Source organism: Sphingobium agrisoli (assembly GCF_041877245.1).
Taxonomy (GTDB): Bacteria; Pseudomonadota; Alphaproteobacteria; order Sphingomonadales; family Sphingomonadaceae; genus Sphingobium.
Genome location: NZ_JBHDJI010000012.1, coordinates 46,746 through 59,704, shown reverse-complemented (window position 1 = coordinate 59,704; position 12,959 = coordinate 46,746). Strand labels below are relative to the sequence as shown.

Annotated in this window: 15 protein-coding genes and 1 tRNA gene; 12 read left to right on the top strand and 4 right to left on the bottom strand. The window is 67.2% G+C overall.

All coding sequences use genetic code 11. The features are described from left to right. The first annotated feature begins 2 nt into the window (after positions 1-2). Positions 3-359, top strand: coding sequence for a PilZ domain-containing protein (locus tag ACETPF_RS17380; RefSeq protein WP_373935827.1), 357 nt, complete (start codon positions 3-5; stop codon positions 357-359). A 12-nt stretch (positions 360-371) separates the two neighbouring features. On the opposite strand, the gene ACETPF_RS17375 is transcribed toward ACETPF_RS17380, so the two are convergent. The 3 genes from ACETPF_RS17375 to ACETPF_RS17365 form a co-directional block, all read right to left on the bottom strand. After that, positions 372-542 carry a hypothetical protein gene (locus tag ACETPF_RS17375; protein WP_373935826.1) on the bottom strand — a complete coding sequence of 57 codons (171 nt, stop codon included), beginning with the start codon at positions 540-542 and terminating at the stop codon, positions 372-374. A 61-nt stretch (positions 543-603) separates the two neighbouring features. Beyond that, the gene (locus ACETPF_RS17370) at positions 604-1,833 is read right to left on the bottom strand and encodes a hypothetical protein (protein ID WP_373935825.1); all 1,230 of its coding nucleotides are present in this window, start codon (positions 1,831-1,833) and stop codon (positions 604-606) included. 90 nt (positions 1,834-1,923) lie between these two features. After that, positions 1,924-2,010: transfer RNA gene (locus tag ACETPF_RS17365), tRNA-Ser, on the bottom strand. 167 nt (positions 2,011-2,177) lie between these two features. Between ACETPF_RS17365 and ACETPF_RS17360 the strand changes: the two genes are divergently transcribed. The 10 genes from ACETPF_RS17360 to mazG all read left to right on the top strand — a co-directional run bounded on the left by ACETPF_RS17360 (position 2,178) and on the right by mazG (position 11,711). After that, positions 2,178-3,185: a lytic murein transglycosylase gene (locus ACETPF_RS17360; RefSeq protein ID WP_373935919.1), complete on the top strand. Its 1,008-nt coding sequence runs from the start codon at positions 2,178-2,180 to the stop codon at positions 3,183-3,185. Beyond that, a complete protein-coding gene (locus ACETPF_RS17355) occupies positions 3,169-4,158 on the top strand; it encodes a septal ring lytic transglycosylase RlpA family protein (protein WP_373935823.1) in 990 nt (329 codons plus the stop codon). The genes ACETPF_RS17360 and ACETPF_RS17355 overlap by 17 nt, the downstream gene beginning before the upstream one ends. Positions 4,159-4,206: 48 nt before the next feature. Next, positions 4,207-5,370, top strand: coding sequence for a D-alanyl-D-alanine carboxypeptidase family protein (locus ACETPF_RS17350; RefSeq protein ID WP_373935822.1), 1,164 nt, complete (start codon positions 4,207-4,209; stop codon positions 5,368-5,370). Next, complete coding sequence (gene tmk, locus ACETPF_RS17345) at positions 5,367-5,993, top strand: dTMP kinase (RefSeq protein WP_373935821.1); 627 nt, start codon at positions 5,367-5,369, stop codon at positions 5,991-5,993. The genes ACETPF_RS17350 and tmk overlap by 4 nt, the downstream gene beginning before the upstream one ends. Continuing rightward, positions 5,990-6,961 (top strand): DNA polymerase III delta subunit-related protein, encoded by a 972-nt coding sequence (locus ACETPF_RS17340; RefSeq protein WP_373935819.1) that lies wholly within the window; start codon positions 5,990-5,992, stop codon positions 6,959-6,961. The genes tmk and ACETPF_RS17340 overlap by 4 nt, the downstream gene beginning before the upstream one ends. A gap of 43 nt (positions 6,962-7,004) precedes the next feature. Next, the gene (metG, locus tag ACETPF_RS17335; protein ID WP_373935818.1) at positions 7,005-8,573 is read left to right on the top strand and encodes a methionine--tRNA ligase; all 1,569 of its coding nucleotides are present in this window, start codon (positions 7,005-7,007) and stop codon (positions 8,571-8,573) included. Between the two features lie 3 nt (positions 8,574-8,576). After that, entirely contained in the window at positions 8,577-9,350 is a 774-nt protein-coding gene (locus ACETPF_RS17330; RefSeq protein ID WP_373935816.1) for a TatD family hydrolase, read from the top strand. Beyond that, the gene (locus tag ACETPF_RS17325; RefSeq protein ID WP_373935815.1) at positions 9,347-10,129 is read left to right on the top strand and encodes an MBL fold metallo-hydrolase; all 783 of its coding nucleotides are present in this window, start codon (positions 9,347-9,349) and stop codon (positions 10,127-10,129) included. Before ACETPF_RS17330 ends, ACETPF_RS17325 begins: the two co-directional genes overlap by 4 nt. Beyond that, positions 10,129-10,758, top strand: coding sequence for a retropepsin-like aspartic protease family protein (locus ACETPF_RS17320; protein ID WP_373935814.1), 630 nt, complete (start codon positions 10,129-10,131; stop codon positions 10,756-10,758). Before ACETPF_RS17325 ends, ACETPF_RS17320 begins: the two co-directional genes overlap by 1 nt. 164 nt (positions 10,759-10,922) lie before the next feature. Then, positions 10,923-11,711 carry a nucleoside triphosphate pyrophosphohydrolase gene (gene mazG, locus ACETPF_RS17315; RefSeq protein WP_373935813.1) on the top strand — a complete coding sequence of 263 codons (789 nt, stop codon included), beginning with the start codon at positions 10,923-10,925 and terminating at the stop codon, positions 11,709-11,711. A gap of 46 nt (positions 11,712-11,757) precedes the next feature. Here mazG and ACETPF_RS17310 read toward each other — a convergent pair whose 3' ends face one another. Next, the gene (locus ACETPF_RS17310) at positions 11,758-12,360 is read right to left on the bottom strand and encodes a uracil-DNA glycosylase (protein ID WP_373935918.1); all 603 of its coding nucleotides are present in this window, start codon (positions 12,358-12,360) and stop codon (positions 11,758-11,760) included. 104 nt (positions 12,361-12,464) lie between these two features. Between ACETPF_RS17310 and folK the strand changes: the two genes are divergently transcribed. After that, positions 12,465-12,959, top strand: coding sequence for a 2-amino-4-hydroxy-6-hydroxymethyldihydropteridine diphosphokinase (gene folK / locus ACETPF_RS17305; RefSeq protein ID WP_373935812.1), 495 nt, complete (start codon positions 12,465-12,467; stop codon positions 12,957-12,959).

Genomic DNA, 12,959 nt, shown 5'->3' with positions numbered 1-12,959 from the left:
CAATGGACACCGTATCGTACCGGGCGAGAGCGGAGCGGCGGCGCGAGAGCCGCTTCGCTGCTGAAGTCGATGCCACCCTGAGCTGGGGCGGCGTGAGCCAGCCCGTGCTGATCCGCAACATTTCCATCTATGGCGCGCTGTTGACGGGTGCATGGCTGCCCGCCGTCGGCGAGCGCGTCACCCTGATCGCGGAAGGGCTGGAGGTGATCGGCACGGTGATCTGGGAAGGGCCGGACCGCTGCGGGCTTCTGCTCGCGCGGGAGGTCGATCCAGTCGCGATCATCGGGCAATCGGGCGTTCACAAAGAAGAGCGGCCGACCATCACACTGCATCGGGTCGGGCCAGGGCGCTATGCGTGAACGACGGGCGGGTCAGGAGATAAAGCCCAGCCCCCAGTGACGCACGACGACCATAAATAGCGTGAAGAGGATCATCAGCAGGGCTAGGCCGAGCTGTTGCTTACGGCGCGCGCCGCCTCGCCGGCGGCGTGTGGATGGTATCACCAAGGTTCGCACGATGTTACGGAGCAGTGGTTCGATCATGCATCAGCTTTGCGCCATGCTGGCGCTTCCTTTCATGGCTCGGACGGAGGCGATCACCCAATCACGGCTTCCAATAGAGATCGCTCGCCAGCGCGGACGTGGGAACCTGGCGATTGGCGGCGCCGGATGTGCGGGCGTTGGTATAATCCTCGCACAAGGTCATGACCCAGCGGTGGCGGTCGCCAGTGCGTGGATTGGAGAGTTCCCGGACATAGGCGTCGTCGGTCTGCGCGGCGCTCTCCCGCAGGGCCGGCGAATAGGTGATCGATGGCAATCGCGGCGCGCTGCACCGGCCGCGCGAGGCGAGCTGGTTTCCGAGGTCGGCGACACTCTTGCCATCCTTGCGCGCGAAATCCTCGCGGGTCCACTTCTCCCAGCGCGAGATACCGAATTCCCGCGTCCAGTAGGTCCGCTCCATCTGCATCGCATTGCCGGGCGAAAGACCGTCCGGCGCGGTCTGGGCAAAGTGGCTGGAGATGATGGCGAGCATCGTCCGATCGGACTTGAAGGTGAAGGGCTGAGCGGTCCAGCTGGTGAGCGCCTGGCGGAAGCGGGTGGGGCAGCTTCCCATTTTCACATTCGCCGCCCCCTTCGCCATCGCTCCGTCGAACACGCCGACGCCGCTCTCGCCTTTGGAGGGAACCTGGCTGGGCGCGATCACCCAACTGCGGAAAAAGCGGCGGGAGGATGATGGGTTCGCGCGGCACAGGCTCGATTGGAAGGCGGACAACGATACCGGACTATAGCTGCCCATGATGAAGCCATAGCGATCGTCGGCCCACTGGATCGAGGCGCCGTCCTGCGACGTGGGATTATCGGCCAGTTCCTCGCGCGGGGAACGGGTCGTGCATTCGGGACGCCTGATCGTGCTGCTGACGATCCGGGTGACCCCGCCGCGCGTGACGGGCATGTTGGTCTTGTCGATGGTCCCGGCCTCGCCACAGCGGCTGCCCGGATAGCCGAAATTGTGGAGCGTGTAGGGCGGCGCTTCTCCGGCGCGGATGTCGCGGCGGCGGGTGCAGCGCGCGTCGCCGGGGATCATGCCGGGGATGATGGCGCCGCTGCCGTCGACGCAGACGTCCATGGTCATGAAGTCCAGAATGGCGGAGCCGGCCGGTTCGGCTGAACGGCCGCTGGTCTGCCTGCCCGATGTGCGGGCTTGCGCGTAGCTGATGGTGCGTGCCTGCGCCGAACCGTCGGGCGCGGCCGCGTTGCGCGGCTCTGACGCGGAGCATGCCGCGACATTGCCGATAACCGGCAGACAACCCGCCAAAAGCCAGCCCCTACACATGCGACATCCTCCTTGCGCTATCCGGGAGCTTAACCCCCGATATTCGATCGACGTTCCTTCATCGGGAAGACCAGCGGCCAAGGAGGGCGGCGGACAGGGTGGGATTCGAACCCACGGTGAGCGTAAACCCACGGCGGTTTTCAAGACCGCTGCCTTAAACCACTCGGCCACCTGTCCTTGTAGTTCGTGTCCTTAGCGTGCCGGGCGGACTTGCCAAGGAAAATCCTGCGGCGGGCGGTTCGTCGCCTTTGGGGTCCATTATGGGGATTCACCTGCCGCCCGGCCTGTGCAACAACAGGGGGATGAGGGATTCTCTGCGTTCTGTGATGGCGCCGCTTGCGCTGATGCTGGTCGGTGCCGTCGGATCGTCCGCCGTTGTCCAGCCCGCCGCGGCGCAGGATGAGGCGGGGTTTCGCGCCTATCTGGAGGGGTTGCGGCCCAAGGCGCGGGCGATGGGAATCCGCGACGCGACGCTCGACGGCGTGTTCCCCACGCTGACGCCCAATCCGCGCGTGATCCAGTTGGACCAGAGCCAGCCAGGCGGCGGCGCCTATTCGCCGATCCCCAATTTCGAGCCCTATCGTCGGCAACATGTCGACGCGGCGCGGATCGGGCGGGGGCGGAGCGTCTATCAGGCGAACCGGGCGCGGCTGGCGCGGATCGAGGCGGAAACGGGCGTGCCCGAGGAGATCATGGTCGCGATCTACGGCCATGAGACCAACTATGGTTCCTATACCGGCGATTTCGACCTGATCCGGTCGCTGGCGACTTTGTCGTGGGAGGGGCGGCGGCGAGCGCTGTTCGAGCCCGAATTGCTGGCGACGCTCAAGATGCTGGACAATGGCGTACCGCGCAGCCGGCTGGTGGGCAGCTGGGCGGGGGCAACCGGCTATCCGCAGTTTCTGCCGAGCGTCTATCTGCGCCTCGCCAAGGATGGCGATGGTGACGGGCGCGCCGACATCTGGACCAGCGAGGCGGATGCGCTGGCGTCGATCGCCAATTATTTCGTGCAATCGGGATGGCGGCGGGGCCAGCCCTGGGGCGTGGCGGTCAGCGTACCGGCGGGCCTGGACCGGGCGGCGGTCGCGGCCAAGATCGAGCCGGCGCGCTGCCCGCGCGTGTTCAACCGGCATAGCCGCTGGCTGTCGATGGCCGAATGGCGCAGGCTGGGGCTGGTCCCTGCTGGCGCGGCCTGGCCCGCCGATGGCGTCATGGCGACGTTGCTGGAGCCGGACGGGCCCGGCAAGACAGCTTATCTGCTGACCAGCAATTATCGCGCGATACTCGATTATAACTGTTCCAATTTCTATGCCTTGTCGGTGGGGTTGCTGGCGGATGCGGTCAAACAATAAAGGCGCGGCGATCGCCGTCATGATGCTGGCGCTGGCGGGCGGAACGGGGGCGGGGGTGGCGCAGCCGGGCGGTCGGATGGTCGCCGATACACCGGTGGAACTGGGCGCGTCCTACCAGGTGGGCGGCACCACCTACACGCCCGCCGACCCGGCCTATTATGACGAGGTCGGCTATGCCGCGCCGCTGGTCGAGGGCAGCCAAAGCGGGGCGACGGCCAGTGGCGAGGCGTACGTGCCATCCGCCGTCGCGGCCGCGCACAAGACGCTGCCGCTGCCGAGCTATGTCGAGGTTACGGCGCTGGACAGCGGACGGACGATATTGGCGCGGGTCAACGATCGTGGACCGATGCGGAACGATGTGCTGATCGGTCTGTCGCCCGGCGCGATCGAGCAGTTGGGCGTTGCGCCGGGCGGGCCGATCCCGGTGCGGGTGCGGTGGGTCAACCCGCCCGAGCAGGAGCGCGCTGTGCTGCGGGCGCAGGGCAGGGCGGCCGAGCGGCTGGAGACACCCGCGCCGCTGCTGAAGGTGCTGCGGTCGAAGCTGGGCGGTACGCCGGCGGTGGCGGCGTCCGCCAAAATCATGGCGCGCAGGCCTCAGGCGGCAGCATCGCAACGCCCCGCCCCGACGCCGGCGCGGGCTCCCGCACCCAGCCGGGCCGGCGTCGATTTCATCGTCGAGGGTGAGGGCGCGCCAACTGCACCGGCTCCCCGCCCGCCGCTGGCGCCGCCTGCCCCCCGACCCGCACCAGTCCGCAACGGTGGCAGCCATGTCGTGCAGGTCGCTGCTTTCTCCTCCCAGGCGCGGGCGGCGGCGGCGGCGCGGGCCCTAGGCGCTACCGTCGTCGAGGGCGGCGGCGTGTGGCGCGTGCGGCTCGGCCCCTATCCTTCGCAGCAGGCGGCACAGGCGGGCGTGCGCGCAGCGGCAGCCAAGGGGTTTGAGAACGCGCGCATCATGGCTAATGACGCGCGCTAGGCGTCGCCGAACATAGCCGATTCCCTCCACCCGAAGGTCGTTTTACCGATGAAGAAGTCCCTAGCCCTGATCCTGGCCGGCGCGATGCTGGCCCAGCCGCTGATTGCCGCCGCGCCGCCCTACACCAGCGAAGCGCCGATCGCCTACATGAAGGATCTGTCGTCAGGCGCGGTGCTCTATGACAAGGGCGGGGAGACGCGGATTCCGCCGGCGTCGATGGCCAAGATGATGACGGCGCATGTCGCCTTCCGCCTGATCCAAAAGGGTGAGCTCAAGCTCGACAAGATGTTCACGGTGCGGCCGGAGACGTGGAAGCAATGGCACGGGCCGCAGGCGGGATCGACCATGTTCCTGTCGGCCGGCGAGCAGGTGTCGGTCGAGAATCTGCTGCACGGCATCGTCACGCTTTCAGGCAACGACGCGTGCGTTGTGCTGGCAGAGGGGATTGCGGGGACCGAGCAGGCGTTCGTCGCTCTGATGAACGAGGAGGCCAAGCGGCTCGGCCTCAAGAACAGCCATTTCGGCACCAGCAACGGCTGGCCTGACGAAGGCGTGACCTATGTGACGGCGGAGGATCTGGCGAAGCTGGCGCAGGCGACGGTCGAGGAGACGCCGGACCTCTATAAGAGATTCTATGCGACGACCTCCTTCACCTGGGGCAAGACGATGGGCGGGGCTGATATTCAGCAGGCCAATCGTAACCCCATTCTCGGCAAGATCGCGGGCGCGGATGGCCTGAAGACCGGGCACACCGAGGAAGCCGGCTATGGCTTTACCGGGTCGGCGGAGCAGGATGGCCGGCGGCTGGTGATGGTGGTCGCTGGGCTGACCAGCTTCAACGGGCGGATCGCCGAGAGCGTGCGCTTCATGGACTGGGGCTTCAAGGCGTGGAAGGCGCAGCCCCTGTTCAAGAAGGGGCAGACGGTCGAGACCGCCGAGGTGCAGTTGGGCAGCGCGACGAGCGTTCCGCTGGTCGCGCCGCAGAATCTGGCGGTCACGCTGCCGCGCACTGCCTCCACGAATGTGCAGGTGAAGGTCGTCTATACCGGCCCGATCAAGGCGCCGATCGCCAAGGGTCAGCAGATTGCCCAGTTGATCGTCCAGACCCCCGATACGCCACCTCAGATCATGCCGCTCGTCGCGGGTGAGGAAGTCACCGAGGCCGGCCTGTTCGGCCGGCTGTGGAACGGCATGAAGTCGCTGTTCGGGTGACGCCAGGCCGCTTCATCACGCTGGAAGGCGGGGAGGGCGCGGGCAAATCGACCCAGTTGCGGGCGCTGGCCGCCGCGCTGCGGGCGCGCGGACTGAAGGTCGTGGAGACACGCGAGCCGGGCGGAAGCGAGGGTGCGGAGGCGATCCGGTCGCTGCTGCTGACCGGCGGCGCGGACCGATGGAGCGCGCGCGCCGAGGCTCTGTTGTTCGCGGCGGCGCGGGCGGATCATGTCGAAAAGACGATCCGGCCGGCGCTGGCGCGCGGGGCGTGGGTGATCTCCGACCGCTTCCTCGATTCGAGCCGGGCCTATCAGGGGCAGGGGGAGCTTGCCGATTCGGACATCGTGGCGCTGCACCGGATCGGGAGCGGAGGGTTCCTGCCCGATCGGACGTTGCTGCTGGCGTTACCCGAGACCGTGGCGACGGAGCGGGCAAAGGCGCGGGACGGCGATGCGCCCGACAGGATCGGGGGACGAAGCAGCGTCTTTCATCGGGCGGTGGCGGCGGCGTTCGACGGCTTTGCCGCGGCCGAGCCGGCGCGGTTTCGCCGAATCGATGCGTCCGGCACAGCCGAAGCAGTGACGGAGCGGCTGCTGGCGGCGCTGGACGACCTGCTGCCATGACGACGATATTGGGCCATGACGCGCAGGCGCGGCTGATGATTGGAGCGGCGCGAGGCGGGCGGATGCATCATGGCTGGATCCTGGCCGGGCCGCAGGGCGTGGGCAAGGGCAGCTTCGCCCGCGCGCTGGCGCTACGGCTACTGGCGGATGCGGCCGGTCCGGCGGTCGGGGGCGAGGGGCTTGGCGCGCCGGAGGACCACCCCGTCCGCAAGCTGATCGAGGCGGGCGCGCATCCCGACTATGCCGAGTTGTCGCCGCTTGAGAGGGAAGGCGGCGGGGTCGCTCGCAACATCACGGTCGACCAGGTGCGCGGCCTGGGGCGGCTGATCCAGTCGGCGCCGTCGCTATCGCCGCGCCGGATCGTGGTGATCGACAGCGCCGACGACCTGGAACGGGGCGCGGCCAACGCGCTGCTCAAGACGCTGGAGGAGCCGCCCGCCGACATGCTCTTCCTGCTGGTGAGCCATGCGCCGGGTCGGCTGTTGCCGACGATCCGATCGCGATGCCGCACGCTGCGCTTCGACGCGCTGGACGAGGGCGCGATGCGGGTGGTGCTGAAGCGGGTGGACGAGACGCTGAACGCCCGTGAGGTTGATGCGCTGGTGCGGGCGGGGCGGGGCTCGCCGGGGCAGGCGCTGCGCTATGCGGGCCTGAACCTTGCGGAGATCGAGGAGACGCTGGGCGCGCTGGCGAGCGAGGGCGACCCCGGCAACCGGCGTCGGCTGGCGCTGGCGAAGGCGCTGGCACTCAAGGCCTCCAAGCCCCGATATGAGGCGTTTCTGGAGCGCGCGCCGGCCTTCATCGCGCAGGCGGCGCGGGGACGGAGCGGGCCGGCGCTGGGCACGGCGCTCGACCATTGGGAGCAGGCGCGGCAACTGGCGGGCGGGGCGGTGATCCTCTCGCTCGACCCCGCGGCGGTGGTTTTCGAGCTGGCGGGGCATGTCGCGGCGCTTGCTCCCGCGTCCTGAAAAGCGGCTTTGCGGCGGCGCGAACTGCGGGTAGGGAGGCGCCATGTCGAGCCCTTTCACCATCACCACCGCCATATCATACCCCAATGGCCGGCCGCATATCGGCCATGCCTATGAAGTGATCGCCACCGACGCGATCGCGCGGTTTCAGCGGATGATGGGCCGTGACGTCTTCTTCCAGACCGGCACCGACGAGCATGGTCTGAAAATGGCGCAGACGGCGCGCGACCGGGGCGTGACCGCGCAGGCGCTGGCGGACGAAATGGCGTCCTATTTCAAGGCGATGAACGACGGGCTGAACATCAGCTATGATCGCTTCATCCGCACGAGCGAGCCGGCGCATCATCATGCCAGCCAGGCGATCTGGCAGGCGATGGAGGCCAATGGCGACCTGTATCTCGGCCGCTACGAGGGCTGGTATTCGGTGCGTGACGAAGCCTTTTACGACGAGAAGGAAATCGTCGAGGGGGAAGGGGGCGTCAAGCTCTCGCCGCAGGGGACGCCGGTCGAATGGACGGTCGAGGAGAGCTGGTTCTTCCGCCTGTCGGCCTATCAGGACCGGCTGCTGGCGCATTACCGCGACCATCCCGAATTCATCCAGCCCGAAAGCCGCCGCAACGAAGTGATGCGCTTCGTCGAGGGTGGCCTGTCCGACCTCAGCGTGTCGCGCACCAGTTTCGACTGGGGGGTGAAGGTGCCGGGATCGGACGGGCATGTCATGTATGTGTGGGTCGACGCGCTCACCAATTATCTGACCGGCTGCGGCTATCCCGACGATGCCGATCGGATGGCGCGATACTGGGCGGAAGGCGGTGACATTACGCATATCATCGGCAAGGATATCGTGCGATTCCATGCAGTTTACTGGCCGGCCTTCCTGATGAGCGCTAAGCTGCCCTTGCCGGCCCGCGTGTTCGGCCATGGCTTTCTGCTGAACCGGGGCGAGAAAATGTCCAAATCGCTGGGCAATGTCGCCGATCCGATGGAACTGGCGGAGCGGTTCGGGGTGGATCAACTGCGCTATTTCCTGCTGTCCGAAGTCACATTTGGCAATGATGGTAGCTATAGCGCCGAGGCGATCGTCCAGCGGGCGAACAGCGACCTGGGCAACGCCTTCGGCAATCTGGCGCAGCGGACGTTGAGCTTCATCGCAAAGAATTTGGGCGGAAGCCTGCCGGCAATCCGCGGGCATGAGGCGGCGGACGAGGACCTGTTCGCGCTGCTCGACCGGACGATCCGCACCGACATGCCGGCGGCCTTTGCTGATCTTGCCCCGAGCATCGCGATCGAGGCGTGGCTGCGCGCCTGTTTCGCCTGCAACCAATATATCGACGCACAGGCGCCTTGGGCACTCCGCAAGACCGATCCCGAGCGGATGGAGACGGTGCTGGCAACGCTTTATATCGCCATCGCGCAACTGGCGGTCGCGATCCAGCCAGTGATCCCGGCGAGCGCCACGGCGCTGCTCGACCATATGGGCGTGCCGGCGGACAAGCGGGATTATGAGGGCATCGGGTCGCATTGGTATTCGGCGCTGGCGGGAAGCGACTTTGTCCTTGCGCCGCCGAGCCCGCTCTTCCCGCGCCTGGAGCTGCCGGCGGAGGATGCCTGATCCATGCTGATCGACAGCCATTGCCACCTCAATTACAAGGGCTTGATCGAGGATCAGGCCAATGTGCTGGAACGGGCGCGGGCGCGGGGCGTGGGGACGATGCTGAACATCGCCACGCGCGAAAGCGAATGGGACGCGGTGCTGGCGACTGCGGTGCGCGAGCCCGACGTGTGGGCGACGGTCGGCATCCACCCGCATGAGGCGGACGAGCATCCGCATGTCGACACCGCCAAGCTGATCGAGCGGGCGGCACATCCGCGCGTCGTGGGCATCGGCGAGACGGGGCTGGACTATTATTACGACCATAGCGACCGGGACCGGCAGCAGCGCAGCTTTCGGTCGCACATCGCCGCCTGCCGCGAGACCGGGCTGCCGCTGATCGTCCATACCCGCGACGCGGAGGAGGATACGCTGCGGATCATGCGGGAGGAGATGGAGGAGGGGGCCTATGGTGGCGTGATCCATTGCTTCACCGCCAGCGGGGCCTTTGCCGACGCGGCGATGGATCTGGGCTTCTACATCAGCATTTCGGGGATCGTGACCTTCAAGAATGCCAAGGACTTGCAGGAGACGGCGGCAAGGCTGCCGATCGAGCGGCTGCTGATCGAGACCGACTCGCCCTTCCTGGCGCCGGTGCCGCATCGGGGCAGGCCGTGCGAGCCGGCCTTTGTGGCGGACACCGCCGCTTTCCTGGCAAACCTCAGGGGTGAGAGCGTCGAAACGCTTGCCGAGGCGACCTCGGCCAATTTCCGCAACCTTTTCAGCAAGGCGGCATGAGCCTCAAGCTCGTCATGCTGGGAAGCGGCACCTCTTCGGGGGTGCCGCGCATCGGCAATGACTGGGGGGACTGCGACCCCGCCGAGCCAAGGAACCGGCGGACGCGGGTGTCGATCCTGGTCGAAAGCGCGACGACCCGTATTTTGATCGATACCTCGCCCGACATGCGGGCGCAGCTGCTGGCGGCGGACGTGGTGCATGTGGACGCGATTCTGTGGACGCACGACCATGCCGATCACAGCCATGGGCTGGACGATGTTCGGCAGCTCTACCATCATCGCGGCACGCCGGTGCCGGGCTATGCACGGGCGCAGACGTTGAAGCTGCTGAAGGCGCGCTTCGCCTATGCGTTCGAGGGGCGGCACGGCTATCATCCGACGATCGACGCGCGGGTGCTGCCCGACGGCTTGCGGATCGGGGATATCGACATTGCCTGCGTCGATCAGCCGCATGGGGAGATATGGTCGACCGGCTTCCGGTTCAGCCATGATGGCCGCTCCATCGGCTATGCCACGGATTTTCATGCGGTTACGCCGGACATGCTGGCGCTCTACGATGGGCTGGACGTCTGGGTCGTGGATGCGTTGCGCGAGAAGCCGCATCCGACTCATCCGCATCTGGGGATGACGCTGGACGCGATCGCGGCGGTGCGGCCGGGGCGCGCTATCCTGACGCATATGGATCAGAGCATGGATTATGCGACGCTGCGGCGGACGCTACCGGCTGGTGTCGAACCGGGCTATGATGGCCTTATGGTAGAACTGGAGCGGATGGGCTGATGGACGGGCCGGATCAGGCGGCTTCGGCGATCTGGTATGTGCTGGCGCTGGTGCTGGTCGGATCGGCGCTGGTCGGGCGGCGGCTGGCGTGGGGCGGCGTGCTGCGGATGGCGCTGCTGTGGGTGGCGATCTTCGCCGGGCTGCTGGGCCTTATGAAACTGGCGCAGAGCCAGGGTTTACTGACGGGGCGTTGGGCGGAACAGGAAGAGAATAGCGCCGCTGACGAAGCGCCGCCGAGCCTGCCGCGCGCCCGCGCCGAAGGTCAGATGCTGCGGGTGCCGGTGGCGGCGGACGGCCATTATTGGGTCGAAGCGACGATCAATGGCACGCCGGCGCGCTTCATGATCGACAGCGGCGCAACCTTCACGGCGCTGTCGGAGACGACGGCGCGGGCGGCGGGCCTCAACTATGATGTCGGCGAGCCGGGGGTTGTCATGACCACCGCCAACGGCAAGGTCGCGGCGCGGCGGTCGAGCATCGGCACGCTGGCGATCGGACCGATCCGGGCGAGCGATCTGCCCGTGGTGGTGTCGCCGGCGTTTGGCGAGATGAACGTCATCGGCATGAACATGCTGTCGCGGCTGAAAAGCTGGGGCGTCGAGGGCGGCGAGATGGTGCTGCGGCCATGAGGGCGTGGAATTTGTACAGCGAGCTGGACAGTTGTTTGGCGTTTCTCACAATGCGTGATTTAACATAATATATATTATCGGACTTTCGCCAATCCAGACTGGCCAGCGCGCCGCACGCCCTCTATCACACCGCCGTCCTTCCTCCCTCTCGCATCAGGTCGATCATGCCCCAAGCCAGTCCCGCCGATATCATGCCGCTTGCCGAGGTCATGGCGCGGCTGCGCGATCCCGAGACCGGCTGCCCGTGGGACATCGCGCAGGATTTCGCGTCGATCGCCCGCTATACGATCGAGGAAGCCTATGAGGTCGCCGACGCGATCGCCCGTGAGGACATGGCGGCGTTGCGCGACGAGCTGGGCGACCTGCTGCTTCAGGTGGCGTTTCATAGCCGGATGGCGGAGCAAGCCGGGCATTTCGGATTGCAGGATGTGATCGACGGCATCACCGCGAAGATGATCCGGCGGCATCCGCATGTCTTTGGCGAAGGCACGCGGCGCGAAGATGGACACGCGCAATGGGAGGCGATCAAGGCGGCCGAGCGCGCGGAGAAGGAAGCTGACCCCAGCGCGATGGCCGGCGTGGCGACCGCCCTGCCCGCACTGCTGCGCGCCGAGAAGCTCCAGAAGCGGGCGGCGCGCACCGGGTTCGACTGGCCGGAACTCAGCAGTGTGATCGACAAGATCGCCGAAGAACTGGCCGAGGTGCAGGATGCCCCCGACGATGCGGCGCGCGAAGAGGAAGTGGGCGACCTGCTGTTCGCGGTCGTCAACCTCGCACGCCATCTGAAGATCGACCCGGAAGCGGCGCTGCGAAAAGGCAATGCCAAGTTCGAGGCGCGGTTTCGAGGCATGGAGACACTGGCCGGAGAGAGTTTCGTTGGGTTGCCGCTGGAGGGCAAGGAAGCGCTGTGGCAGCGGGTGAAGGGCGAGCCGCCGGCTGACCTGAAGGCGTGATCGGTGGGGAAACCCTTCCCCGCTCCGTCACAGACTCTTGCGTTGCTCAGCTGGCCGCCGCACCCCGCGCCAGTTCCACCGCCCGCGCGAATACCGCCTCGAACATTGCCGCCGTCAGTCGCCCCGTATTCTGGTTGTAGCGCGAACAATGATAGCTATCGATCAGCATCCGGCCGTCGGGCATCCGATGCTCGGCGAGATGGGCGAAGCGCGCCTTGGGCAGCTTGCCGCCCAGCACCTTCACCGCCGACTGGTGGGCGATCTGCCCCAGCGCCACGAACACCCTCGCGTTGGGCAGGGCCGCCACCCCTGCGGCCAGAAAAGGCCGGCAATTATGGATTTCGGCCGGTTCCGGCTTGTTCTGCGGCGGCAGGCATTTGACCGAATTGACGATGATGATGTCGCGCAGGGCCAGCCCGTCGTCGGGCCGCGCCTCATATGTTCCCTCCGCCAGCCTGAATTTGGCCAGGGTGGCGAACAGCAGGTCGCCGGCATGATCGCCGGTCAAGGGCCGCCCGGTCCGGTTGGCGCCATGCTTGCCGGGCGCCAGGCCGATGATGGCGATGCGCGCGGCGGGATCGCCGAAGGCCGGGACGGGCGCGTTCCACCAGTCGGGATATTCGGCGCGGCATTGCTCTCGCAGCGCCATCAGGCGCGGGCAGAGCGGGCAGTCGCGCGGCGGTTCGCCGGCGGGAAGCGGCGACACGTCTTGGGGGCTTTGCAAGGTCACGCCGGGCAGATAGGCGCGGGAGCGTGACCGACACAAGCCACATCTACGCGCTGGCGCTGGGATCGAACCGGCCGCTGTCCGCACGCCGCACCCCTGCGCGGCTGCTGGGGGAAGCGGCGGCGCTGATTGGCGCGAAGGCGCGGCTGATTGCCGTCTCCCCTATTTTTGCGACGCGGCCGATCGGTCCTTCCGCGCGGCGCTTCGCCAATGCGGCGTTGCTGGTGGAGAGCGCCCTGCCCCCGCCGGCGATGCTGGCGTGGCTGCAGGGGATCGAGGCGCGGCTCGGCCGCCGGCGCTATCGCCGTTGGGGCGCGCGTAGCATGGATATCGACATCATCCTCTGGTCGGGCGGTGTCTGGCGCAGCCGCACGCTTGTGGCGCCCCACCCGGCTTTCCGTGCCCGCACCTTCGTGCTCGATCCGCTTGTCGCGATCATGCCGGGCTGGCGCGACCCGGTGACGGGCCTGACCGTTCGCCACCTGCGCGCCCGACTGCAAAAAGCCCGCGCAAATGGTTGA